This is a genomic window from Vibrio splendidus, from assembly GCF_002873455.1.
Lineage (GTDB): Bacteria > Pseudomonadota > Gammaproteobacteria > Enterobacterales > Vibrionaceae > Vibrio > Vibrio splendidus_J.
Window position 1 is genome coordinate 223084 of the sequence record NZ_MCUN01000054.1, and the last position, 25865, is coordinate 248948.

The 25865-nt window shown below is 44.2% G+C and carries 23 protein-coding genes; 14 read left to right on the forward strand and 9 right to left on the reverse strand.

All coding sequences use genetic code 11. The features are described from left to right. Positions 1-2 precede the first annotated feature (2 nt). Complete coding sequence (gene xseB / locus BCU75_RS23095; RefSeq protein ID WP_004734405.1) at positions 3-245, reverse strand: exodeoxyribonuclease VII small subunit; 243 nt, start codon at positions 243-245, stop codon at positions 3-5. Positions 246-543: 298 nt separating this feature from the next. On the opposite strand from xseB, the gene pomA reads away from it, so the two are divergent. The 8 genes from pomA to BCU75_RS23135 all read left to right on the forward strand — a co-directional run bounded on the left by pomA (position 544) and on the right by BCU75_RS23135 (position 10142). Continuing rightward, complete coding sequence (pomA, locus tag BCU75_RS23100; protein ID WP_004734406.1) at positions 544-1308, forward strand: flagellar motor protein PomA; 765 nt, start codon at positions 544-546, stop codon at positions 1306-1308. A gap of 12 nt (positions 1309-1320) precedes the next feature. Further along, entirely contained in the window at positions 1321-2268 is a 948-nt protein-coding gene (locus tag BCU75_RS23105; RefSeq protein ID WP_076675637.1) for a flagellar motor protein MotB, read from the forward strand. 302 nt (positions 2269-2570) lie between these two features. Continuing rightward, positions 2571-4019, forward strand: coding sequence for a tRNA uracil 4-sulfurtransferase ThiI (gene thiI, locus BCU75_RS23110; RefSeq protein ID WP_102475207.1), 1449 nt, complete (start codon positions 2571-2573; stop codon positions 4017-4019). Between the two features lie 703 nt (positions 4020-4722). Then, positions 4723-5631, forward strand: coding sequence for a transcriptional regulator GcvA (locus tag BCU75_RS23115; RefSeq protein WP_102475208.1), 909 nt, complete (start codon positions 4723-4725; stop codon positions 5629-5631). Further along, on the forward strand, positions 5624-6247 hold the full coding sequence (locus BCU75_RS23120) for an alpha/beta fold hydrolase (protein ID WP_102475209.1): 624 nt from the start codon (positions 5624-5626) through the stop codon (positions 6245-6247). Before BCU75_RS23115 ends, BCU75_RS23120 begins: the two co-directional genes overlap by 8 nt. Then, on the forward strand, positions 6237-6635 hold the full coding sequence (locus BCU75_RS23125; protein WP_102475210.1) for a DUF423 domain-containing protein: 399 nt from the start codon (positions 6237-6239) through the stop codon (positions 6633-6635). The genes BCU75_RS23120 and BCU75_RS23125 overlap by 11 nt, the downstream gene beginning before the upstream one ends. Next, on the forward strand, positions 6632-7723 hold the full coding sequence (gene rlmM / locus BCU75_RS23130; protein ID WP_004734383.1) for a 23S rRNA (cytidine(2498)-2'-O)-methyltransferase RlmM: 1092 nt from the start codon (positions 6632-6634) through the stop codon (positions 7721-7723). Before BCU75_RS23125 ends, rlmM begins: the two co-directional genes overlap by 4 nt. A gap of 388 nt (positions 7724-8111) precedes the next feature. Continuing rightward, positions 8112-10142, forward strand: coding sequence for a TonB-dependent receptor plug domain-containing protein (locus BCU75_RS23135; protein WP_076675629.1), 2031 nt, complete (start codon positions 8112-8114; stop codon positions 10140-10142). A 154-nt stretch (positions 10143-10296) separates the two neighbouring features. Here BCU75_RS23135 and xni read toward each other — a convergent pair whose 3' ends face one another. The 5 genes from xni to queF form a co-directional block, all read right to left on the reverse strand. After that, positions 10297-11070: a flap endonuclease Xni gene (gene xni, locus BCU75_RS23140; RefSeq protein WP_076675626.1), complete on the reverse strand. Its 774-nt coding sequence runs from the start codon at positions 11068-11070 to the stop codon at positions 10297-10299. Between the two features lie 144 nt (positions 11071-11214). Next, positions 11215-12579: a nucleotide 5'-monophosphate nucleosidase PpnN gene (ppnN, locus tag BCU75_RS23145; RefSeq protein WP_102475211.1), complete on the reverse strand. Its 1365-nt coding sequence runs from the start codon at positions 12577-12579 to the stop codon at positions 11215-11217. A 376-nt stretch (positions 12580-12955) separates the two neighbouring features. Next, the gene (locus BCU75_RS23150; RefSeq protein WP_102475212.1) at positions 12956-14521 is read right to left on the reverse strand and encodes a GGDEF domain-containing protein; all 1566 of its coding nucleotides are present in this window, start codon (positions 14519-14521) and stop codon (positions 12956-12958) included. A 118-nt stretch (positions 14522-14639) separates the two neighbouring features. Beyond that, positions 14640-16898 (reverse strand): tetratricopeptide repeat protein, encoded by a 2259-nt coding sequence (locus BCU75_RS23155; RefSeq protein ID WP_102475213.1) that lies wholly within the window; start codon positions 16896-16898, stop codon positions 14640-14642. 58 nt (positions 16899-16956) lie between these two features. Continuing rightward, positions 16957-17802, reverse strand: coding sequence for an NADPH-dependent 7-cyano-7-deazaguanine reductase QueF (gene queF, locus BCU75_RS23160; protein WP_102475214.1), 846 nt, complete (start codon positions 17800-17802; stop codon positions 16957-16959). A gap of 131 nt (positions 17803-17933) precedes the next feature. On the opposite strand from queF, the gene syd reads away from it, so the two are divergent. Further along, the gene (gene syd, locus BCU75_RS23165; protein WP_102475215.1) at positions 17934-18479 is read left to right on the forward strand and encodes a SecY-interacting protein; all 546 of its coding nucleotides are present in this window, start codon (positions 17934-17936) and stop codon (positions 18477-18479) included. Between the two features lie 4 nt (positions 18480-18483). After that, positions 18484-19260: a Zn-ribbon-containing protein gene (locus BCU75_RS23170; protein ID WP_102466218.1), complete on the forward strand. Its 777-nt coding sequence runs from the start codon at positions 18484-18486 to the stop codon at positions 19258-19260. A 120-nt stretch (positions 19261-19380) separates the two neighbouring features. Here BCU75_RS23170 and BCU75_RS23175 read toward each other — a convergent pair whose 3' ends face one another. The 3 genes from BCU75_RS23175 to metN form a co-directional block, all read right to left on the reverse strand. After that, positions 19381-20190: a MetQ/NlpA family lipoprotein gene (locus BCU75_RS23175; protein WP_102475216.1), complete on the reverse strand. Its 810-nt coding sequence runs from the start codon at positions 20188-20190 to the stop codon at positions 19381-19383. A 66-nt stretch (positions 20191-20256) separates the two neighbouring features. After that, complete coding sequence (locus BCU75_RS23180) at positions 20257-20940, reverse strand: methionine ABC transporter permease (protein ID WP_004734372.1); 684 nt, start codon at positions 20938-20940, stop codon at positions 20257-20259. Further along, entirely contained in the window at positions 20930-21964 is a 1035-nt protein-coding gene (metN, locus tag BCU75_RS23185; protein WP_065103078.1) for a methionine ABC transporter ATP-binding protein MetN, read from the reverse strand. The genes BCU75_RS23180 and metN overlap by 11 nt, the downstream gene beginning before the upstream one ends. 240 nt (positions 21965-22204) lie before the next feature. Here metN and gmhB point away from each other — a divergent pair, with 240 nt between their 5' ends. The 4 genes from gmhB to treB all read left to right on the forward strand — a co-directional run bounded on the left by gmhB (position 22205) and on the right by treB (position 25847). Beyond that, complete coding sequence (gene gmhB / locus BCU75_RS23190; protein ID WP_017110402.1) at positions 22205-22756, forward strand: D-glycero-beta-D-manno-heptose 1,7-bisphosphate 7-phosphatase; 552 nt, start codon at positions 22205-22207, stop codon at positions 22754-22756. Between the two features lie 87 nt (positions 22757-22843). Next, positions 22844-23185, forward strand: a complete 342-nt coding sequence (locus tag BCU75_RS23195) for an MliC family protein (protein WP_017110401.1) — start codon at positions 22844-22846, stop codon at positions 23183-23185. Positions 23186-23273: 88 nt separating this feature from the next. Then, on the forward strand, positions 23274-24218 hold the full coding sequence (gene treR / locus BCU75_RS23200; RefSeq protein ID WP_102475217.1) for a trehalose operon repressor TreR: 945 nt from the start codon (positions 23274-23276) through the stop codon (positions 24216-24218). A 204-nt stretch (positions 24219-24422) separates the two neighbouring features. Further along, positions 24423-25847 (forward strand): PTS trehalose transporter subunit IIBC, encoded by a 1425-nt coding sequence (treB, locus tag BCU75_RS23205; protein WP_032499611.1) that lies wholly within the window; start codon positions 24423-24425, stop codon positions 25845-25847. Positions 25848-25865: the final 18 nt, after the last annotated feature.

Sequence of the window (25865 nt, forward strand, 5' to 3'; positions counted from 1 at the left end):
CGTTATTCTGGTTGTGGGTTAAAGTCACTAAGTTCTGCATTTTCATCATTTTGCAGTAGGATGCTAACACGCTGTTCAGCATCGTTTAGTTTACTTTGACCAGCCCGAGCGAGGGAGATGCCTCGTTCGAACTTTTTCAGCGCATCATCTAAAGCTAGATCACCATTTTCTAGTTGATCAACCAAGCCATCAAGCTCTTCGATAGCCGCTTCAAAGCTCATATTTTCAGGTTTCTTAGTAGCCATAATAAATCTGCGTTTGGAAATATGAACGAACGTTACCCTAGGCCGCTGAGATGGTCAAATGTAACCAAGAAATTTTGCTAGAAAGTTCGTTTTTAAGGGGCTTGAACTCACTTTGGTTGAATAACCTTAGCTTTATCGAGTTTATGCGCTACGGATAAGAGCAAAGTAAGCCAATAATTGTGATTCAAAAACGAAAAGTGTGATATTTAGGCCAAGAATTTACTAAAAGATCTTATAGTCTTGCCGATAAAAAGATTATCGTCGACATAGAGCTACAAAAAAGCATGAGGAGTGCTCAGTGGATTTAGCAACCCTAATAGGTTTGATTGGTGGATTTGCCTTTGTAATCATGGCAATGATCCTAGGTGGAAGCCTCGGGATGTTCTATGACACGACATCCATTTTGATCGTGGTGGGTGGTTCAACGTTTGTTGTTCTAATGAAGTTCACCATGGGGCAGTTCTTTGGTGCGACCAAAATTGCCGGCAAAGCATTTATGTTTAAAGCCGATGAGCCTGAAGATCTTATCGCTAAAGTTGTAGAGATGGCGGATGCAGCACGTAAAGGTGGCTTCTTGGCACTTGAAGAGATGGAAATCAGCAACAGTTTCATGCAAAAGGGCATCGACCTATTGGTCGATGGCCATGATGGTGATGTGGTGCGTGCTGCACTACAAAAAGACATCGCATTAACCACAGAGCGTCACGAGCAGGGCGCGAAAGTGTTCTCTGCATTTGGTGATGTAGCGCCCGCAATGGGTATGATTGGTACCTTGGTTGGTTTGGTTGCCATGCTTTCTAACATGGATGATCCAAAAGCGATCGGCCCTGCGATGGCGGTAGCACTTTTAACGACCCTGTACGGTGCAATTCTTTCGAATATGGTGTTCTTCCCAATTGCGGACAAGCTTGCGCTGCGTCGCGACCAAGAAACACTAAACCGTCGTTTGGTTATGGATGGTGTATTAGCGATTCAAGATGGCCAGAACCCACGAGTTATCGATGGTTATCTCAAGAGCTACCTCAATGAAGGTAAGCGCACGATTGATGGTGAACCCGCGTAAGAGGATTTGAATATGGATGAAGAAAATCCATGTAAATGTCCTCCTCCGGGGTTACCTCAATGGATGGGGACATTTGCTGACTTGATGTCACTGCTGATGTGTTTCTTCGTACTACTGCTCTCATTTTCTGAGATGGATGTACTGAAGTTCAAGCAGATCGCAGGATCGATGAAATTTGCGTTTGGTGTACAAAACCGTTTGGAAGTGAAAGATATTCCTAAAGGTACCAGTATCATTGCGCAAGAGTTTCGCCCTGGTCGCCCAGAGCCGACTCCGATTGATGTGATCATGCAGCAGACCATTGATATTACGCAGCAAACGCTTGAGTTTCATGAAGGCGAATCTGAGCGTGCTGGCGGCACAATGCGTGACCAAGGCAAGATGACGGGGGGCAAGTCGCCAGAGGTTTCAACTCACGACAATCAAAACTCTGAGTCAGACCAACAGCAACAGCAAGCCGAAGCTCAATCGCAAGAGATGGAAACCTTGATGGAAAGCATCAAGAAAGCACTTGAGCGAGAGATCGATCAAGGTGCGATTGAGGTGGAAAACCTTGGCCAGCAGATTGTGATTCGAATTCGCGAGAAGGGTGCATTCCCATCGGGTTCTGCTTTCCTACAACCTAAGTTCCGACCATTGGTGAGACAGGTTGCTGAGCTTGTTAAAGATGTGCCTGGTATTGTTCGAATCTCAGGACACACCGATAACCAACGACTTGATTCAGAGCTTTATCGTTCTAATTGGGACTTATCATCGCAGCGTGCAGTGTCTGTGGCTCAAGAGATGGAAAAGGTACGCGGTTTCTCTCATCAACGCTTGAGAGTGCGCGGTATGGCCGACACAGAGCCGGTAGAACCTAATGATACTGAGTGGCAACGCAGCCTCAACCGCCGTGTAGAAATCAGTATTATGCAAGGTGAGCCGTTATACAGCGAAGAAGTTCCAGTGGCTACTCAATAATATCGAGTGCTCACATGACTTAGAAAGCCTAACCTTATGATGAGGTTGGGCTTTTTATTTTCTGGTCTTCAATGATGCTCTCAGCGGTATTTATGTCGTTTTGAAACCTGCTACTTTTAATAACAGGCCGTTTAATTATCGGGTTCAAGCAAGCACTCTTTTCCTTGCTTCACTTTCTCATGTATAATTCGCGCCCTTAGATTTAATATTGATCTATTATTGCTTCAATAACTATGTGAAATGACCTTTTACGTGGTGATGAACCTACTAAAATTTGTGAACCTTATTGGCGTGAAAGTACTATGAAATTTATTGTTAAGCCTCATCCGGAAATTTTTATTAAAAGTGAATCGGTGCGTAAGCGCTTCACAAAGATTCTAGAACGTAATATTCGTACTATTCTTCAGCGTCGTACTGAGTCTGTGGCTGTCTTCAACCGTCGTGACTACATCGAAGTGACATCTGAGAGCGACAAGTACTTTAAAGAAACACTCGAAGTATTGACGCAAACTCCGGGTATTCATCACTCTCTTGAGGTTCAGCAATCAGAATTTAAAGACCTGCACAATATTTACGAGCAAGTTCTTGAACGAAGCGGTGCTCTTATTGAAGGCAAAACTTTCTCTGTGCGAGCTAAGCGTCGTGGTAAACATGACTTTACTTCTATCGAGCTAGAACGCTACGTAGGTGGTGGTTTAAACCAAGCGGTTGAATCAGCAAAAGTAAAACTGAAAAATCCAGATATTACCGTTAAAGTTGAAGTCGAGAACGAAAAGCTAAACCAAGTTATTGAACGTCATAAAGGCCTAGGCGGATTCCCTCTAGGTACTCAAGAAGATCTGCTTAGCTTGATCTCTGGCGGTTTCGATTCTGGCGTTTCAAGCTACTTACACATCAAACGTGGTTCTAAAGTGCATTACTGCTTCTTTAACCTAGGTGGCCCTGCGCACGAAATTGGTGTTAAGCAAGTTTCTCACTATCTATGGGATAAATACGGCTCATCGGCAAAGGTGAAGTTCATCTCTATCGATTTTGAACCGGTAGTCGCAGAGATCCTTGAGAACGTTGAAGATGGCCAAATGGGCGTGGTTCTTAAGCGCATGTTCATGCGCGCTGGTGGTATGGTTGCAGAACGTTTGGGTATTGAAGCGCTAGTAACCGGTGAAGCATTAGGTCAGGTTTCTAGCCAAACGCTAACTAACCTTCGCCATATTGATAACGTGACCGATACTTTGATCCTTCGTCCGCTTATCAACTGGGACAAAGAAGACATCATCGACTTGTCTCGTAAGATTGGCACCGAAGACTTCGCGAAAGTAATGCCTGAGTACTGCGGTGTTATTTCTAAGAAGCCAACAGTGAAAGCGAAGAAAGGCAAACTAGAAGCAGAAGAAGCTAAGTTTAACTTTGAAGTGCTGGAGCAAGTGATCGAGAACGCTCGAGTTATGGATATCCGTGACATAGAGAAAGAGAGCCAAGAGCAAGCGCCGGAAGTTGAACAAGTTCAAGCTGTTGCTGAGCACGCTATCGTTCTTGATATCCGTAGCCCAGACGAAGAAGACGAAAGCCCACTAGAGATCGATGGTGTTGAAATTAAACACATCCCGTTCTTCAAGCTTTCGACTCAATTTGGCGACCTAGACCAATCGAAAGAGTACTTGTTGTACTGTGACCGTGGCGTAATGAGCCGTCTACAGGCGCTTTATCTAAAAGAGCAAGGCTTCCATAACGTGAAGGTTTACCGCCCATAGTGGTATAGAGTAGCCGAATATTTTGTAAAGCCGTTTACTGAAAAGTAAGCGGCTTTTTTATTTTCTATTGTGAATGTTTTACAGTAATCAATAAGAGGCACTGTTTGGTGCATTATCATCCTGCTCTGTTTTGTAATTATGAGATTATGAGATTATGAGATTATGAGATTATGAGATTATGATATGGAAATGATAAGGTCTAAGTTGGCTTGTGGATAGCCGAAGAAGTGTGAGTATCTTGAAGAACTCTGTTACTTTTTAGTGCTACTCAATGGTTCTATTTGTATGTGTTCAGTTGATTATTTGAGTGGGTGTCTAATTCTGTGATTAACGATGAAAAATAATAAAGATTAATTAGCACAGCTATTGATAAACTTATTGTTATTTTTCTTTGCACATAAAAAAACACCGCCCATAAGGCGGTGTAAACAAATTTGACAGACAGGTCAAAATAAATACAGGAAGTACATGCCTCGTTCCAGTGTAGAACTGCAACAAAACATTTGGTAGAACTCTACCCAACTCGAAAAGAACGAGTTTGCAAACACAACATCGCAGGAGCTAAACCAATTGATTCTAGAGAGAATCAAGCCGTTCAGGCTAGCTGCTGCGGGATGAAATATAGAATTTCTCTGGCCGCTAGGCAATGGACAAATTATAATGTTTCAGATAAAAAAAACTAATGCTTATTTAGAGAGTACCTATGTCTCGTCGATTACCCCCATTAAACTCACTAAGAGTGTTTGAAGCCGCTGCTCGACACTTGAGTTTTACGCGCGCTGCAGAAGAGCTGTTTGTTACTCAAGCTGCAGTGAGTCATCAGATTAAAGCGCTTGAAGAATTCTTGTCTTTGAAGCTGTTTCGTCGAAGAAACCGCTCCTTGCTACTGACTGAAGAAGGTCAAAGCTACTTCTTAGACATCAAAGATATTTTCACATCACTGGCAGAAGCGACAGATAAAGTGCTTGAGCGAAGTGAGAAGGGCGCATTGACCATCAGCTTACCGCCAAGCTTTGCCATTCAATGGTTAGTGCCAAGGCTTGCAGACTTTAATCAGCAAGAACCTGATATCGACGTACGAATCAAAGCTGTTGATATGGATGAAGGCTCGCTGACCGATGACGTAGACGTTGCTATTTATTATGGTCGAGGCAATTGGTCGGGGCTTAGAGCCGATAAGCTTTATCAAGAATACTTGATTCCTCTTTGCTCACCTTCAGTGCTGCTTGGTACAAAACCATTAGAATCTCTAAGAGATTTAGCATGCCATACGTTATTGCATGATACTTCTCGAAAGGATTGGAAACAATTCGCCAAGCAAAATGGCATCGATGGGGTAAACGTCAATCACGGTCCCATCTTTAGCCATTCAACCATGGTGTTGCAGGCGGCAGCTCACGGCCAAGGCATTGCTCTGGGGAACAACGTGTTGGCGCAACCTGAAATCGAAGCGGGTCGTTTGATTGCGCCTTTCGACGAAGTGTTGGTGAGCAAGAATGCCTTCTATGTGGTTTGTCATGAGAAACAGGCTGACATGGGGCGTATCGCCACCTTCCGAGACTGGATGCTGGCTAAGGCGCAAAGTGAACAAGAGGATTTACTCGATGAATAACGTCATCATTGATGGTGAAGACAATCCAATCACCTTTGTCTTTGCACATGGTGCTGGCGCAGGTATGGATCATGAATTCATGCAGTCGGTGGCAAAAGGGTTAGCCTTTAAAGGGATACGAGTGATTCGTTTTAATTTCCCTTACATGATTAAACGTGCTGAAGATGGCAAGCGTCGTCCACCTGACAGAGCCCCTAAGCTGCTTGAAGCCTACCAAGTCATCATTGAGCAGTGCGATGCCGATAAGCTTGTGATTGGCGGCAAATCAATGGGAGGGCGCATGGCGAGCCATTTGTCTGAAGTTGATAAGGTGGCAGCAATGGCGTGTTTAGGCTTTCCTTTCCATCCTCCGGGCAAACCTGAGAAGTACAAAGGCGAGCACTTAGCTGAGTTACAAAAGCCATGTCTTATTCTGCAGGGTGAGCGCGATACCTTTGGTAAGCGTGAAGAGTTTGCTGATTTCGACCTGTCGGATTCTATTCGTGTTGAATTTATCCCAGACGGTGATCACAGCTTTAAGCCTCGTAAGAGCTCTGGTTACACAGAGCAGCAGAATATTGCCTTAACCGTTGAGAAGCTGTCGGCGTTTATCAAAGGGGTACTCGATGAGAAGTAAGTATTTACTCACGTTTGCAGGTATCTCTGGCGCAATTGCTGTGATGCTTGGTGCCTTCGCGGCTCACGGGTTGAAAGCTATTTTACCTGAGTATCTGCTAGGCGTGTTTGAGACGGGTGTTCAGTATCAGTTTATCCATACTTTGGCGATATTGGCGTGTGGCGCTCTGTTACAGATGAAACTTGGCGCTAAATCACAAAAATATTTTTTCATTGCGGCAATTTGCTTTATCATCGGCACCCTTTGTTTTAGTGGCAGCCTTTATGGGTTAGCACTGACAGGAATAAAATGGTTTGGCCCTATAACACCGTTTGGTGGTCTACTATTTATCATTGGTTGGGGAGTCTTCTCCTTCGCTGCTTTGAATATAAAAGAGGTAACTCAGTGAAACACGTACTACTTTATTGTCGCTCTGGTTTTGAAAAAGAATGTGCTGGCGAAATTCAAGACAAGGCAACACAACTGGAAGTGTTTGGTTTTCCTCGCTTAAAGAACAATACAGGCTTTGTATTGTTTGAATGTTATCAAGCAGGCGAAGCCGATAAATTGGTTAAAGAGATCGACTTCCAATCGCTGATCTTTGCTCGTCAAATGATCGCGGTAGCAGCTGAAATTAAAGATCTGCCGACTGATGATCGTATCTCTCCAATTCTTGAGGCGCTTTCTGAGAAAGAAGGTTTCCCACGTTGTGGCGATATCCGTATTGAAACGCCAGACACCAATGAAGCGAAAGAGCTTTTGAAGTTCTGCCGTAAGTTTACCGTGCCAATGCGTCAAGCTATGCGTGGTAAAGGTCTGATGACAGCGAAAGACAATGTTAAGAAGCCTGTGCTTCACTTATGTTTTATCGCTCCGGGTCATTGCTTGGTCGGTTACTCTTACCCAACCAACAACTCACAGTTCTTTATGGGCATTCCTCGTTTGAAGTTCCCATCAGATGCGCCAAGCCGTTCTACATTGAAGCTAGAAGAGGCGTTCCACGTATTCATCCCTCGTGATGAGTGGGATGAGCGTCTTGCTCCAGGTATGTGGGGCGTAGATTTAGGCGCGTGTCCAGGTGGTTGGACTTACCAACTGGTTAAGCGTTCTATGTTCGTTCACTGTGTTGACAACGGCATGATGGCGGACAGCCTAATGGAAACGGGTCAAATCAAGCACCATATGGTAGATGGCTTTAAATTTGAACCTGACCGTAAGAACGTGACTTGGATTATCTGTGATATGGTTGAGAAGCCAGCTCGTGTTGCTCACTTAATGGGTGAGTGGATCATCAAAGGCTGGGCGAAAGAAGCATTGTTCAACCTTAAACTGCCAATGAAAGGCCGTTACGATGAAGTACTGCAGGATATCGAGAACCTAAAACAGTTCCTGATTGATAATAAAGTTAAATTCAAAATGCAGGCGAAGCACCTTTACCACGATCGCGAAGAGATCACGGTTCATATTCAGTCGCTTTCGAATATCTCACCGTACTAAAATTTACGTTAGTGTGTCAGTGATAAAGAAAATGCTCCTTTAAGGGGCATTTTTTGTATCTGCAGTTTAGTTATGTGAACGGGGGCGTTTTTGACCAACGGTTTGGTTACCTTCGCCGATTTGTAATTAATCTCTGCAATTTTAGCCTAAAAAAGCCGTAAGAGATCGAGACTTACGGCTACCTAATTCAAGGATGATACGAAGAAGGGTTTATTTAATAATTCAGCGGCAAAACTAAGTAAGTTTTACAACAAGAACATCTTAGCCAAAAGTAATTTTATTAAAAGTAAGTGAATGTAAGTAAAGAATGTAAATGATAAGAATTATCATTCAAAGTGTGTAATATTCACGATTCCTTACTTAATTCTATAAACTATAAAAACACAATATGAAACTTAAAGCATTATCAGTGGCCGTTACGGTTGCCTTAACTTCATTTACAGCGCTTGCTGCCGACGAACAAGAAACCGTAGTTGTTATCGGTTCCGCTCTAGATCAACTTGTTCAGACTGAAATCAATTCTGACACCCTTGAAAAGAAACAAGCGTCAGACATCAAAGATGTTCTGAACACCATGCCTAGTGTGACTGTCGATGGAAACGCACGCTACTCACGTAAAGTTTATGTACGTGGTATGGAAGACAAATTTGCTGTTGTGACAATTGATGGTGCTCGTCAAGAAGGTCAGCTATTCCACCACTCGGGCGATCAGGCGATTGATCCTGCGATGCTTAAGCGTGCTGAAATTGAACTTGGCGGTAACTCAGCACTTTCGGGTTCTGGTGCGATTAATGGTTCATTTAGCTACGAAACCAAAGATCCGAGCGATCTTCTTAAGCCGGGTGAAAGTGTTGGTGCTCGAGTAAAAACAAGCTACCAAACGGCTTATGAGCGCTTCGCAACCAACGTCGCTGTGTATGCAAAAGTGAACGACAAACTGCAATTCATGGGTATTGCAAATTACTCGGAAGATGGTGACCTGCATATTCCAGATCAAGAAGCGGTAACGTCGAAGCAGGGCGAGCTTAAATCTGGTTTGGCTAAGGTTGTTTTCATCCCGAACGATGCCAACGAATTTAAACTGACTTTCAACCGTTACAACGATGGCGGTAAGCGCCAGCTTTCTGGTGAGAAGGCCGGTGCGCTGTATGCTGATGATGAGCATAACTACCATTCACTAAACCGCGATACTGTAACTCTGCAACATGAGTATGACGCGGGCAGTGATTTGGTACACTTGAAAACCAATGTTTACTACAACCGTCAGTACATGGAACGTGATGCACTTGTTGATGACGCTTGGGATAAAGACGCGAACGACAAATGGATTAAAGACGGCAAGATTGCTATTCCAGATCGTGAATACAACGTGACGACCATCGGCGGTGATATCCGTAACATCTCTTGGGTAGGTCAGCATGAGTTAACGTACGGCCTTGATGGTTACAAAGCTGAGCAATGGATTGATGCTGGCGATGGGGTATACCAAAGCGGTTCTAAACAAGGTGAATCCAAGAAGTACGGCATGGATGGTGGTACGGTGACGGCTTACGGTCTTTACGTGCAAGACATGTACGAGTTCAGCGATTTCCGCTTAACGAGTGGTTTGCGTTACGATGTTCACAAGCTGGGCGGTGTTTATACGGGTGATTTTGATCAGCTGTCTCCAAAGTTCAAGGGTGAATACCAAACTACGGATAACCTAAAGCTTCGTATAGGATACGGCCGCCTATTTAAAGGTGCGTCATTACCTGAAGCATTAACGATGAAAGCAGCACCTGATGTTGATCAGTCTGATACTAAGGCGATGACGGGTAACAACTACGAAGCGGGCTTTGATTATGAGCTGACACGTTTACTTGCAGCGGATTACGCTATCTTAGGTTTTACAGCTTACACCTACAACCTTGATAACCAAATGCACCCAACTAAGAACAACTCAACATTAGCAAACCAGTATGATGTTGAAGTGTGGGGTGTAGAAACCGTATTGAGCTATGAACTAGATGCGTTAAGTGTTTACGCTAACCACTCGTACTCAGATGGCGATCAGAAAGACCTAGAAAATGGCAAAACTAGCCACATGAGTAAAACCGGGATTCATAACTTTAAGGCGGGCTTCAACTACAGTCTAAACAGTGAATTTGTGTTTGGTTGGGATTCACGCTTTGTTCCGGGTAATGATTACACGGACGAAGATGGTGATGAAATTAAACGCGCAGGTTTCGCAACTCATAACATCTGGGCAGCTTACACACCTACGTTTGCTAAAGATCTAGAGGTGAATCTTGGTGTTGATAACCTACTTGATAAGAAGTACGCAGAGCATACTGGTTTCGGTATCTCTTGGGGCTCAGATAAGTACACCAGCTACGAAGCGGGTCGTAACTTCAAAGCTTCTATCGCATATAACTTCTAATTTGCAAACTGAATTAGATTACGCGATACAGTCATAAATAACGAAAAGCCTTAGTTCATTCTTCACTAAGGCTTTTTTGTTTCTGTGTCTGTCCCGTCCTGAAATGTGTTTACACATTGGGGACTAATAATGGCCATTCCAAATAAACGCGACGTTAAGCGTTCGTTTCGTAACGAATATCTTGCAGGTTGAATCCAAGATCAATATCGGTTTTGAGTGCAGAGACTTGCTTACACACACGTGCCGATTCAATATGCTCATCGAATTTTTTTCGATATTTTTTCGGCAGGTCTTCAGCTAAGAATGCCGCTTCTATATCTGGATACGTTGTTAATATCTCTTTGGCAGCTTTTGGTCCAACTCCAGGAATCCCCGGCACTTGGCTTGAGCTGACGCCCGTTAACCCCCAGTAATCCGCGAGCTGTTCAGGTTTTACGCCAAATTCCGCTTCGATAAAGGGTTTATCTAACCAACGGTGCTGGAAATAATCACGGATCTGTAGCGTTGGTGACAACAGTTGGCAATAGCCCTTATCCGTCGAGATGATGGTGACCTTTTCGCCGTGGTCAGCGACTTTCTTCGCGAGTGTTGCGACTAGATCATCCGCCTCATCGCCGTCTGAAAGCAATGAATCAATACCCAGCTCCCACCAAGCTTGTTGGATAGCATCAAGCCCTTTCATTAATGGTTCAGGCATCGGTTTGCGGTTTTGCTTGTAGGCCGGAAGGACTTCAGCGCGCCAGCCTCGATCTTGTAAATGGTGATCAAATACAGCAATGATATGAGTTGGCTTTGATTCTTTTAGGATGCGATTAAGAGTACGAGCAGTAGTGGTGATGGTTCTTGCAATATCGGTTGGGTCCGGCTGAACAGAGTGAACGCGTCGGATTAGGTTCAAGGCATCGATAATAACAAGATGGATAGACATAAGTTTCCACTAAATAGGCAATAAATAAGGGGCTGCTAGCCCCTTATAGTAACGTATCACTTGGTGAGTTGAAACGTTGGTGACGTAAACGTCATGACTTGTTTAGCTTTATGCTTGTGACCTGTTATCAGTTACTTGTCGCTATTAAGTGCTAGGCATAATTTTATAGCAAGGAACGTAGTCAGTGCCACCCGGCAGTTTCATTCGATGTTGTTCAACAAAGTCATTCAGCAGCTGATCCATTTTGGTCATCAGCTCTTTGTCGCCATCAATCAAGAATGGGCCGTGTTTCTCTATCTCTAGAATACCTTCGGCTTTGACGTTCCCCGCCACAATGCCAGAAAACGCTTTACGTAAATTAGCCGCAAGGCTTTCTGTTTTCTGGTCCATATGAAGATCAAGTGCCGCCATAGACTCATGTGTCGGATCGAAGGGTAGTTGGAACTCAGGCTCAATATGCAGTGACCAGTTATAGCTGTATGCATCGCCGGTCTCTTTACGGTGAGAGCGTACATCTGGCATCGCTTGTTTCATGATTTTCGCAGCGCGTGCTGGATCATCAATCACGATTTCGTAGTGTTTCTGAGCCTCTTCCCCAAGGGTTTCCCCGATGAATTTATCGATAGAGCGGAAGTAAGCTTCACTCTCTTTTGAACCCGTTAATACAATCGGCATGGGTTGGTCGACGTTATTTGGGTGCATCATGATCCCTAAAATATACAGCAACTCTTCAGCCGTACCGGGGCCCCCAGGGAAAATAATGATGCCATGTGCCATACGAACGAATGCCTCAAGACGCTTCTCGATATCTGGCATGATCACCAGTTCGTTCACAATCGGGTTTGGTGGCTCAGCCGCAATGATTGAAGGTTCGGTAAGCCCCAAGTAACGATGATCAGTATAGCGCTGCTTCGCGTGACCAATCGCCGCGCCTTTCATTGGCCCTTCCATAGCACCCGGCCCACAACCAGTACAGATGTTGAGTTCACGTAGGCCAAGTTCATTACCTACTTCACGAGTGTATTGGTATTCAGTAGCATTAATTGAGTGACCACCCCAACACACGATCAGGTTAGGTTCGATGCCCGGTGTGAGTGCACCTGCATTTCTCAAAATACCAAATACGAGGTTGGTAATATGAGTGGCATTAGTTAGGTTGAGTCTTTGGTTGTCTGCAAGATGCATGTTGACGTAAACAATGTCACGCAACACTGAGAATAGGTGCTCTTGGATACCTTTGATGATTTCACCATCGACAAAGGCATGCTCTGGTGGGTTGCTTAGTTCGAGCTTGATACCACGCTCACGTCGCACGACTTCAACATCAAACGATTGATATTTGTCGAGTAACTCTTTCGAGTTGTCGGTGTGGCTACCAGAGTTGAGTACCGCTAATGTACAGTTGCGATACAGTTGGTACAGATCACTAGACGCGGTTTTCTTAAGACGCTCAACTTCAAGTTGAGAGAGTAAATCCATGCTACCGGCAGGGCTGATATGAGTGATCATAGTGCCTCCTTGTTGAAAAGAGCAGGGGGACGTTGAAGTGACCCTCTGGCTCGAGAGTGAGAAGCAAACGTTGAAAGTGTTTGGTTAAAGGGGAGAGAGTTAACCAGACGAAACGGTTACGACAGCGTTGCTTAATGGATTATATAATCTTGTTTAACAGTCTATATGCAGGTGCTTAACAGTATATACATGGGTGATTAATAGCAGATGTATAGATGTTTAAGAGCTAATATAAAATAAATTAAGAGCGTATATACAGCATTGCTTGCCAAGAATGCTTGTTAAGCGAATGTTAATCATTAGCTTAGCAAACATTGAGGGAAATGGTATGTGATAAGTATTTGAAAAAATGAAATAAATTAAATCTAAGGCTGACTTAGTTCCAAACAAGTTGGTTGGTACCGCGTTGCTTTGCTTTGTTTAGCGTCTTATTAAGTCTCTCTAATACTTCTTCAGGCGTATCAGACTCTTTAAACTGAGTACTTGCCGCACACAAGGTAATCGTGATTTGTTGGTCACGGAACTTAAAGGGTAGGCGGCTTACTTGAGCTTGGATGTTTTGAATCACCTGGTGGCAATATTCATCGGTTTGTTCTGGCAACAGCAAGACAAACTCTTCACCAGAAAAGCGAGCCACGGTATCGGTTGTGCCTGCTTCTTTAGTAATCGTTCTAGCGATGATTTTAAGTGCCTTATCGCCAGCAGTATAACCAAAGCTGTCGTTAATGGCTTTGAAGTTGTCGATGTCGAGTAGTACCACGCGTAATGAGTGTTGTGCTCGAATCCAACGGCGATACTCAAGCTCTAAGCGATCAGTAAAGGCGGTGCGATTGTAAACCTTAGTCAGCGGATCAAGCAGCATGCGCTGAGCCTGATCTTCTAAGCGCTTGCGGTAATCTTGGGTGACTTCATAGAGTGAATCTAACTGAGTCTTTCCGTAACTCATCCTCTCTATTAGAGCTTTTTCTTTCTGCTCTGCGTGATTCAGTCTTTCTGAAAGAGAGGCTATTTCAGTGAGTAGCGGATTAATTGTTCGCTTTAAACTATCAATATCTTTCGCTTTCTCTACAGAATTCTGGCTCTTAGTGACAAGCTCATTCAACTCAGAGTTAAGGCCTTGACGGTGCTCAAAGTAACTTTGGCTCTGATCGGCATTTTGGTCTGCCGTTTTAATACTGGAAGCCAGCGAGGAGTTTAGCTGATCGATAAATTGTTCAGACTTCTTACGCTCTAGATTGGTACCTTCGATAACCAGTTTGAGGATTTGAAGTGTCAGCTCAAGCAGGTTTTGTGTGGAAACACCAAGTAGCAGTTTCGCTCGAATATCGGTAAGTAAATCACCCGATTCGCCCTCGAAATCGAGTTCAGTGATCAGATGTTGTAATTCGTTTGATAGGTCAGAAAGGAGTTCTTGTTCTGGAGAATGCGTAGCATCGGCAAAATGAGAGCGTGAGTTATTCACCATAATCTTAATGGCACGCTCATAAATACCGAGAAGTTTCATGGCATGGTCGACTTTCTGACTGCCATTGCATTCGGAGAAGCTAAGTAAGTTTCGTAGGTCGCGTTTAAGCTGCGCTGGAAGGCCTGTTATGCGTTGCAGCGTTTCCCCACTGTGCTTAATGCTATCGTCCAGATATCCGTTCTGTTTATCCATAGCCAACGTCTTCTGCTTAAGCATCCTTTCTAATACTGCCAGCTTTGGGATCATCGAGCTAATGTCTTTTTGCTTTTCTAGCTCTTCCCGAAGGGCTATGAGGTTTTCATCTAAATGGCTGTTACTGCCAACACATGCATCACTTAAAGATGTGACGATACGCTTTAGAACTTTTTGTTCTCTAATAAATTTGAACGAGGTGTCTCTTTGCGTCAAACGAACCTGCTCCAACTGAATTTTCAGCTGGTGGAGTTGCGCCTGAATGTCTTTTTCAAGAATGCCCATAGATGTATTAATTAGCGCCGCGTAGACCGAGATCGATCATTTTGATGAAATTCCGTTACACCGATAATAACAAAACTAAAAATAAGGTCACGGCTTGCTGCTATTAACCGCTCGCAAATCAGTCATCTTTTAGCATTTTTTTGATGTTGTCCTCATTCTGGTACGATGATTGTATTTTTATTAACCCTTGATTAATCGCATGTTTACACGCTTCTCTTATGTTACCCGTTGCAAGGCTAGCTGCGGGCGCATTATCGATAGCTTTTAAGTATACCCATTGGCTGCTGCGTTCTTTGAGACTGATCTCACGCGCGAGGTTAGTTGACATCAATAATACATCGAGCAGTTCTTGGTCGTTAATTGCAGTATAAGCGCGTGGCAAGAACGGATAGTCAGCTATGCCCATACGGACTGTTCGGTTGATGCTCCGCTCTGGTTCGAAGGTATTAATCCAAGATTGAATCTTTCTGAACAGGGCCTCAGGTGATAAATCACGGTCAGCGTTAGGTTCGATATAAAGCAGATTCGCATCCGAGAAATGGTAGACACGAGCTGGGCCTTCAAGCTTAGATTTGAGGAAATCGCCAAAAGCATCTTCGAGTTCTAGACCCGCTTTGTAACCGTTTTGCGTGTACATGTTACGTAGGAAAGGTAAGTCAATCATCACGAAGCGTAAACGGTCGTTGAGCGGTTCATGAATCAATTCACCAAGCTGCCACTGCTCAAAGGTTTGGCTAGTTTGTTCCAATGAATTTGAGAGTTTCGCATTCAGCATTCTTAGATTAGGAAGCTTAGAACGCGAATGCGTAAAGAGGTCAGTACGCAGTGAATCGACCTCTTTGGCTAAGGTTTGAATGAGGTAGCCTCGGCGCAGTACAAAGAAGAATAAGACAATGCTGAACAAGAATAGGGCAAACGAAATCTTTTGGAACTTACGATGTTCTAGTTTGTATTTCTCTAGCTCTTGTTCTTGGCCGGCATAGTGCAAGGTTTGTTCGGCAAACTCCTTTTGTTGGCGGAATGCGTCTTCCCCAACACGGTTGAGTTTCTGCTGCTCTAAAGAAACAAGGCTGTTGTATTGCTTGAGGTTTGCCAACGCTTGCTGTGGACGACCTGCTTGTTCATAACCCAAAGAAAGTAAATAGTATGAGCGTTGCGACAGGTGCATATTTTCTACCTGACGTGAGAGCTCAAGTGCACGTGTCGCATGTTTGATCACATCTTCGCTCTCTTGCAGGTGGTAAGCCAATCCTGCTGATAATAGCGCAGCACGACCTTCCAGTTTTGGAATGTCGGTGTACTCTAGTAGTTCAAGGGCACGGGTTAAGTACTGCTCAGCTAGAGGGTAGTTATAGAGGCGTAAGTAAGTTGCCGATAGACTTAGACGAATATCGATGACTTGGTGGATATCTCTGTCGGTACTCTCGTGGTCAAGGACGTTGAAAAAATGCACAAGAGCAAGGTTATATTTACCTTGCAAGAAGTACACATCACCCATCTTTTTAAGTACTTGAGCTAATATGGGGGAGTTTTCAAAGTTATCATAAAAATCAGCAGCTTGAGATAGGTGTTCTAATGCCTTGTCTAACACTTGGCGTTCAAAGAAAAGCTGTGCAAGCAGGCGGTTGACTTTGGCTAAGCGTGAACTCAGATTACCCTCTACTGATTTCCAGTAGCCATACAACAACTCAGATAGTGCGTGGTTGTATTCTTTATGAGTCAGATAAAATTCACCGACCGCGATGTGGTAGTCGATAGTCACTTTTTCTGAGTAACGCTGATCGAGGTAGGTCTTCGCTTCTTGATAGAACTTCTCGGCTTCGTCGACCTTATTTTCATAAGAGGCGATATCAGCTTTCAGCATGATCAAACGATAGGTAATGCCTTCAGTTAAACGTAAGGTTTTATTCACCGATTCTAGGTTTGCTTCGATACTTGTCAGTTCTGCTGTTGCTGTGGCCGACTTTCTGTCACTAAGCCAAAGTAAGCGAACTTTTAGGATCTGAAGGTCCAGTTTTAAGTAATTAAGCTTATAGGTTTTTGCTAGCTCAGAGGCTTTGTCGATGTTTTTAATCGCAATACGAATGTTGCCAAGATTGTATTCAGCTTTAGCTAAGATCTTATAGGCATCGATACTGCTATTTGGTGTTCTAATTGAAGAGTCAGTCTCTTCGCGAGAAATCGCTGAAGGGCTTTTTTCTCGTTGATCAGAAAGGACACGAAGCGTTAGGTAGCTGTTGGCCATTTTTTTTGCTTGGCTCGGCTCAATCTCAACCAAGTTATTGGCTTCATTGAGTAGCGCCGATGAATAAACCGACGCATTAACCGATGTGCTTAAGCTTAAAATAAATAGACTAACAACGTATAACCAACGCATTTCAATGTCCCTTTAAAGATTTGGTAGGTTCAAATAAGTGTGGGTGGTTCACGCCTGATTATTGGCGAGCCATACGCTTATTGTGGCTTGGTCTATCTTGCTCGGTTGAACGGTATGGGTTGATATCCAGACCACCACGACGCGTGTAACGTGCGAACACGGTTAGCTTCGATGGGCCACAGTATTTCATGATATCAGTGAAGATACGTTCAACACATTGTTCGTGGAATTCATTGTGCTCACGGAAAGAAACTAAATAGCGTAGCAGAGCTTCACGGTCAATTTGCTTACCTGAATATGCGATCTCAACGCTGCCCCAGTCTGGCTGATTAGTGATCAAGCAGTTCGACTTCAACAGATGGCTGTGCAGTGTTTCTTCAACATCTTGCTCGCCAGCAGCCCCTTCAAGCAGTGACGCTTCAAAGTCGTAACTAGTGATTTGGATGTCTTGGTTGTCGATACAGTCGCCTTCCATCGTTACGATAGGCTGGTTGGTGTAATCCGTTACTGAGTTTACATTCACAATTACTGTTTCGCCCGCACATGCCGACAAATCTTGGGTTAGGCGCTCAGTGACTTGGTCCCAATTTTCAAATTGAGTCTGGTTGTAGCTGTTTAAATACAGCTTGAAAGATTTTGATTCAATTAAATTTGGACTGGTTGCAGGGATGAATACTTCACCCACAGCGACTTGTGGTAGGCCGTTGGTGTTTAGCCACGAAAGCTCGTACATCGTCCAAATATCATGGCCAACAAAAGGCAGGTCACCGTTTAGCGCAAGGTCATCACGATTCAGGCTACGAGGTACTGGCTGCAATAAACTTGCATCGTATTGGTTAGAGTACTCAGTTTTTTGGCCTAGGGTTAAACCCGCTAGCTCTTTTGCGTCAGAATATTTGCTCATACTTTCGTTTCAAATTCGATTAGAATGGGGTCGATTTTACTGAATCCCTATTACCCTGTCATTAAGTCATCGCTTAATCGATGCTTAAAGGGCTCGGATTCTATTTATTATTTTGTGTTTAGGAGATTTTCATGACTCAACGTGCTCAAGACGCACTACTTTCTTTTAGTCAGCGATACGTTGACGCGTGGCAGCAGCAACACCAAAGCTTACCTCGTAACGAGGAGTTGGTGGACATCATATCGCCATGCGTAGAAGAAAAGAGCAGCGACGCCGTGTTGTGGAAACACTATCCACGTGAGCAATTCGCGGATTTCACCAATGTTGAAACGGGCATCGAGTTGACGCTGCATGAAGACATCAAGACTTTCTATGGCGCACAATTTAGCGCAGACATGAACGCGACTTTTGACGGCAATGAACTGACTTTGTTACAGATTTGGAGTGATGAAGACTTCGAATGCCTGCAAGAAAACATTTTAGGTCACTTAGTGACTCAGCGTCGTTTGAAGCTAAAACCGACAGTGTTTATTGCAGCTACCGATGCTGAATTGGATGTTATCTCGATCTGTAATCTGACGGGTAACGTGATCCTAGAGCGCTTAGGTACCAAAAATCGTGATGTACTAGCCGAGACATTGGCAGAATTTTTAGAAAAGTTACAACCAGCGGTATAAATAGATGTACGTACTAGAACTTCAATTTGAGTGTTTTGATAACACAACGGTCAGCGCTGTCGATAAGGCAGTTAATGGTTTGATGGATGCACTTCGTTATAACGGACAAGTGCTAGGCCGTGAGTTTCCAATCGTGATGGGCGACGGCGAATTCTATGTTCGCGTTGTGTGCCCAGAGCAAGACAGCTTACACCCACGTAATCATTCAGATTTCGTAAAGGTCTGTTTTGAACGCTTATCAGCTGCGAGTTTATTAGCGCCTAAGATGCGTCTGCTTGGTCGAGATCTGAACTCAGAAGAAGTGGCAGAAGATGAAACGCCAAGTTGGCAGGTGTTATACACGACATTCGTGCATACCTGTTCGCCGCTGCGTAGTGGCGATAGCTTGCTGCCGATCCCTTTATATCGCAATCCTCCGACTTTCAATGGGGACCACAAGGCCGTGTTGAAATGGCAGACTGAATGGCAAGCCTGTGATGAAGTACAAATGGGCGGGGGTTGCCGTGCTGAACATGCAACGCTGACCGAGATTAGCGATACCAAAAGCGTATTGTTTAAACGCGGCTGGGGCTTGAGAGGGCGAATTGAGTTTCTGACTAAGATTCCAACTTATTACTACTTATATCGTGTCGGTGGGATCAGCCTGAAAGCTGAAAAAGAGCGTAAATGCCCTCAGTGCGGTGGTGAATGGCTGCTTGATTCGCCTATTCACGATATTTTCTATTTCAAGTGTGATGACTGCCGCTTGGTGTCAAACATCTCTTGGGATCACCTGAAGTAATCGACTTCGTTTTTCTTAAACCTAGTAAAGCCCGCTTTTTAGGTCACCATCCTCAATAAAAAAGGGGCTGACGTTATGTCAGCCCCTTCGGGTATCTATAGATTGCTGTCGTTTAGTTGATTACCAACCTTTAACTACGCCACCTTGGAAGATATCAGAAGCTGCGTTGTACACTTCTTCAGTTTGGTAAGCTTTAACGAAGTTCTGTACGTTTTCAGCGTTTAGGTTTTCTTCACGAGAAACGATTAGGTTTACGTATGGAGAATCTTTGTCTTCAACGAAGATACCATCTTTTTGCGGAGTCAAGTTGATAGAGCTCGCGTAAGTTGTGTTGATGATAGACAGTGCTACATCATCAAGAGAACGTGGCAGTTGTGCTGCGTCTAGTTCAACAATTGTTAGGTTCTTAGGGTTCTTCACGATGTCACGAACGGTTGCTAGAAGACCTGCACCTTCACGAAGCTCAAGAAGACCTTGTTGCTCAAGTAGAAGCAGAGAACGACCTAGGTTTGTTGGATCGTTTGGTACTGCAATACGCGCACCGTCTTGGATTTCGTCTACAGATTTAACTTCTTTAGAGTAACCCGCAATTGGGTAAACAAACGTGTTGCCAGCAATAGTTAGCTTGTAACCACGGTCAGCCACTTGCTGATCTAGGTACGGTGCGTGTTGGAATGCGTTGATGTCGATAGAGCCGTCATCCAGTGCTGCGTTTGGTGTTACGTAATCTGTGAAAGTTACTAGTTCAACATCTAGGCCGTACTGCTCTTTTGCTACTTTAGCCGCAACTTCTGCAACTTGTGCTTCAGCACCCGCCATTACGCCAACTTTGATTTTAGAAGTATCCACTTCTTTATCACCACAACCTGCTAGTACTAGCGCTGATGCCGCTGCTGCGATAGTCAGTAAACCTTTAAGGTTAAATTTCATAATAATCTCCTTTTAATAAATCTATTTAATTTGGTTCAGACGACTTTGAGTTTGGTCTGTAAGTCGTTATCTGTGGTCAACACGGCGAACTAATGAATCACCGATTGATTGAATAATTTGTACCAGCACAATCAACATCACTACCGTCACAGCCATGATAGTCACATCATAACGGTGGAATCCGTAACGAATCGCGACATCACCTAAGCCGCCACCACCAACAGTTCCTGCCATTGCCGAGTAACTTACAAGAGTCACTAGCGTAATCGTTACTGAGTTGATGATAGTCGGTAGTGCTTCAGGAAGCAGAACCTTATTGATGATTTGTGTTGGTGTTGCGCCCATTGACTGAGCTGCTTCCACTAGACCTGTTGGTACTTCAAGTAGCGCACTTTCGATAAGTCGAGCCACGAATGGGATAGCGCCAATGGTAAGTGGAACAATCGCTGCTGTTGTACCTATGAAGGTACCAATCAGCATCTTAGTCAGTGGGATGATCGCAACCATCAGTACTAAGAAAGGCACTGAACGACCCACGTTCACAACCGCACCGAGAATTTTGTTTAACTTGGTGTTCTCTAACAGACCACCTTTTTTAGTCGTATGTAGAATCACGCCTAATGGGATACCGACAGCGAAGCCAACAATGCCTGCTACAGCAACCATGTAAAGGGTTTCGCCTGTTGCGCCTAATAGAAGGTTACCGTTAAGGCTGATCCAGTCAGCAATCTCGTTGAAACTAAAGGACATAGCCAAGTACCTCTACTTTTACATTGTTGTCGCGTAGGAATTGAATAGCAGCATTATCATCGGCTTCATTACCGAATAGTTCAGCAACCATCATGCCGAACTTAACGCCGCCGGCGTAATCCAGGTCTGAACTTAAGATGCTGACATCGATGTTGAACTTACGTGCGATTTGCGTCATCAGCGGAGCATCGACCGTTGCGCCAGTAAACTCAAGGCGTACCAGCGGGTAGCTGCTGTTTACGCGAGTTTCTTGCAAGCGTGCTTGGTAATCTTCAGGAATCGTAAGATCCAAGGTTGAGCGAATAAATTGATGTGCCAGTTCTGTCTTAGGGTGTGCAAAGATGTCACCGACAGTCCCTTTCTCTACCAATTCACCACCGCCAATGATCGCCACTTCGTGACAAATGCTTTTCACTACATCCATTTCATGAGTAATAAGCAGGATAGTGATGTTCAGCTTGCGGTTGATTTCACGCAGTAGCTCAAGAATAGATTGAGTAGTCGCGGGATCGAGTGCACTGGTCGCTTCATCACATAGCAGTACTTTCGGGTCTGAGGCCAGTGCGCGAGCAATCGCAACACGCTGCTTTTGACCGCCACTCAAGTTGGCTGGATAGGTGTCGCGCTTGTCTGATAGGCCAACAAGTTCAAGTAGCTCACTCACTTTTGCTTCAATCGCTGCTTTATCTTTACCAGCAAGCTCTAAAGGCAGTGCTACATTGTTAAATACAGTACGAGAAGACAGCAGGTTGAAGTGCTGGAAGATCATGCCGATGTTACGACGCGCTTCGCTGAGTTCTGATTTGCTGAGTGTTGTTAGGTCAATACCGTCAACAATCACTTCACCAGACGTTGGAGCTTCCAACATGTTTACACAGCGGATTAGGGTACTTTTGCCTGCACCTGAAGAGCCGATGACTCCAAAGATTTGACCTTGAGGAATGTGGAGGTTGATATCAATTAAGGCATTGATTTCTTTAGTGCCTTGATAAAAAACCTTGTTGACTTGATTCACTTTAATCATAGGGAAACTCGTGCAGGTAAAACAGAATAATATATCGATAGCTCGTTCGATTTACAGATGATGCTATGGTGTTCTATGATCTAAGTCAATAGATATTTTTACGTCTAGACGGCTAAACGTCGATCGTGTTGCTAGGGTAGAAACAAATCGTTAACGAACGCAAAACTAAATAGATAGTGATGAAGCAAATAAAGCGTGTAATAATTAATGATTAATAGAGAGTTGATAGAGAACTGAATTTTGTCTAAACCGGCTGTTTTTTTAGATCGTGATGGTGTGATTAATGTTGATCACGGCTACGTACATGATGAGCATGACTTTGAATACATCGATGGTGTGTTTGAAGCGGCAAAAGCGTTTAAAGATATGGGCTATTTATTGGTACTTGTGACCAACCAATCTGGTATTGCTCGTGGCAAGTTTAGCGAAGATCGTTTTCTTTCTTTGACGCAGTGGATGGATTGGAACTTTGTCGATAATGGCGTTGAGTTAGATGGTATCTATTACTGTCCTCATCACCCTGAACACGGCATTGGCGACTACAAGCAAGATTGTGAATGTCGCAAGCCCAAACCAGGTATGTTCATTTCTGCTCGTGACTTTCTGAAAATTGATATGGCGAACTCTGTCATGATCGGCGATAAAGCTGAAGACATGATGGCAGCAGAAGCCGCTGGTGTTGGTACCCGAGTCTTGGTGAGAACCGGTAAACCCGTGACTGAAAAGGGCGAGGCACTTGCCAGTGTCGTGCTGGATAGCATTAAAGATGTACCCGCATATTTGAAAGGCTAAACACAGACCTATCGCTCAGTATGCAAATGAGTGTTGTCCACCATATTTGCCCACTATATAAAGATGAATAAAGATGAGGAACGAAGTATGAAAGCTATGTTAGTAGCATCTCTATGTTCAGTTGCATTAGTCGGGTGCTCTAAATCAGCAGCTCCTGAGACTGAGAGCGCAGCATCGGATAATCAATTCGTGACTTATCAATGTGAGTCTGACGTTTCGTTTGAAGTGGCTTACCTTGATAATGAAAAAGCGGTATTACGTCTCCCTGAGAATGAATACCGTCTGACTCAAGTTCCAGCAGGTTCAGGAACGAAATACATCTTAGATGATGGAACCTCTGAACTGATTAACAGCGTCACTTTACGTACTAAAGGTGACAACGCACGTCTAGAACTTGGTCGTGTCGTCTATCGAAATTGCCAAAAGTAAGTCATAGTAGTTGCTAGGATTTACAAACAGTTAAGTGAGGGATTACACCCTCACTTTTTCTTCTCTTCCCTTTAACGTTAGACTTTTTATGAGCAAAAAACTCACTATTCTCGATATTGCTAAGCTGTCCGGTGTTGGTAAGTCAACCGTATCTCGTGTTCTGACCAATGATCCAAAAGTGAAACCTGAAACCCGTGAAAGGGTGGAAAGAGTAATTCAAGAATCTGGGTATACGCCTTCAAAGTCTGCGCAGTCGATGCGTGGTGGCAGTCAAAAAGTCATCGGTGTCATCATTTCTCGTTTGGACTCTCCTTCTGAAAACAAAGCAGTTAGCACTATGTTGGCTGAGTTGTATCGAGCGGATTACGATGTCGTGATCATGGAAAGCCAGCTAGATAGAGAAAAAGCCAATGAGCACCTTCAGGTTCTCAAGCGCCGCAATGTAGACGGCATAATCGTGTTTGGCTTTACTGATTGCGATATTCCTGCGATTGAAGCTTGGGAACACAAAGCGGTTGTGATTGCTCTGGATACCGAAAACGTGACGTCGATTAACTATGATAACCAACAGGTGATCAATAGTGCGTTAACGCATCTATCGGATCAGGGAATCACTGATGTTGGCTTCATTGGCGTCGATCCTAGCGATAAATCAACCGGTGAACTGCGTCTTAAGGCTTATCTCGAGTGGTGTGAAAACACAGGCTCAGTTGCCAACTATCGTACTGGTCAACTTCATCACGAAAGTGCTTATCAGTTGGTGGATGAGGTGCTCGATCCTGCGACTCAAGCGATTGTTTGTGCCAGTGACACATTGGCTCTTGGCGTAATCAAACGTCTGCAAGAGCTGCAACGTGAAGATGTAGTGGTGACCGGTGTTGGTGGCAATGATCTTCTCTCTTTCTTGTTCCCGCGAGTATTTAGCATTGATCCTGGGTATCAATCTGCGGGTAAGTTGGCCGCTAATTTATTGATCTCTCAGCTTTTAGGCAATGCAGAGATCTCTCATCACACTCAATCACCTATTCTATAATCCACTCAATCAAGCGAAATTGAACCGCTTAGATTAAAATTAGAGTGTGATCTCTTTCAATTAATGGGACTGTTCCCATTTTAATTTATCATTCATGTGGGCATTATAATAACCGTAATTGGGAATGTTCCCATAAATCTAAATCCGAGTGGTTATAGCTGCATGGTTTAGATGAGTAATTGAATGAAACCAGGGTGGGGTAGTATGAGTAAGATAGCGAAGCAAGACGTTGCGCGTCTTATCGAGTTAGTCGGTGGCAAAGAGAATATTGCGAGTGTCAGCCATTGTCTGACTCGACTGCGTTTTGTATTGAATGATACAGAAAAAGCGAACAAAGCAGAATTAGAGAAGCTTAAGCTGGTAAAAGGTTGCTTTACTAACGCAGGTCAATTCCAAGTGGTTATTGGCACCGAGGTTGATGAGGTGTACGCACTTTTGATTGAGCAAACGGGTAAAGATGCATCATCAAAAGATGAGGCGAAGTTGGCTGCTCGTCAAAATATGAATTTCCTTGAGCGTGGTATCTCCCATTTAGCCGAAATTTTCGTACCACTGCTACCTGCCATTATTACTGGTGGTTTGATTCTTGGTTTCCGTAATGTGATTGGCGACATTCGCATGTTCGACGGCAAAACCTTGGTTGAGATCAGCCAGTTCTGGGCAACCGTTCATTCTTTCCTATGGTTGATTGGCGAAGCGATTTTCTTCTTCTTACCGGTTGGTGTGTGTTGGGCGACGGTTAAGAAACTTGGTGGAACCCCTATTTTGGGCATCACGCTCGGTGTGACCTTGGTTTCCCCACAACTGATGAACGCTTACATGATAGGTAAATCGGTACCAGAGGTGTGGGACTTTGGTTTGTTCGTGATTGAGAAAGTCGGTTATCAAGCTCAGGTGATCCCTGCGATGTTAGCGGGCGTGGCTCTGGCTTTCATTGAGACCAACCTTAAGCGCATTGTTCCTTCTTATCTTTATCTTGTTGTCGTGCCATTTGTCTCGATTATCTTGTCTGTGATTTTGGCTCACGCCTTTATTGGTCCATTCGGTCGTATGTTGGGTGATGGTGTGGCATTCGCGGCCAAAGTGGCGATGACAGGTGACTTCGCGATTCTTGGTTCAGTTGTATTTGGCTTCCTATACGCACCTTTGGTTATCACGGGTATTCACCACACAACCAACGCTGTGGATCTACAACTGATGCAAGACTTAGGTGGCACACCAATCTGGCCTTTGATTGCTTTATCAAACATTGCACAAGCTTCAGCGGTTGTCGGCATCATCATTTTGAGTAAGCGCGAAGGTGAACGAGACATCTCAGTACCTGCGGCAATCTCTGCGTACTTAGGTGTGACGGAACCAGCGATGTACGGCATCAACCTTAAATACAAATTCCCAATGCTGAGCGCAATGATCGGCAGTGCCGCAGCGGCTGCAATCTGTGGTAGTGCAGGTGTGATGGCGAATGGTATCGGTGTTGGTGGCTTGCCGGGTATCTTATCGATTCAACCTCAATATTGGTCGATTTACTTAGTCGCGATGCTGGTGGCGGTTGTACTGCCGATAACGTTGACATTGTTCTTCTATAAACGAGCACAGATGAAAGGCGAGCTAGAAACCGCCAACGCGTAATGCATTTAATAAGCGATG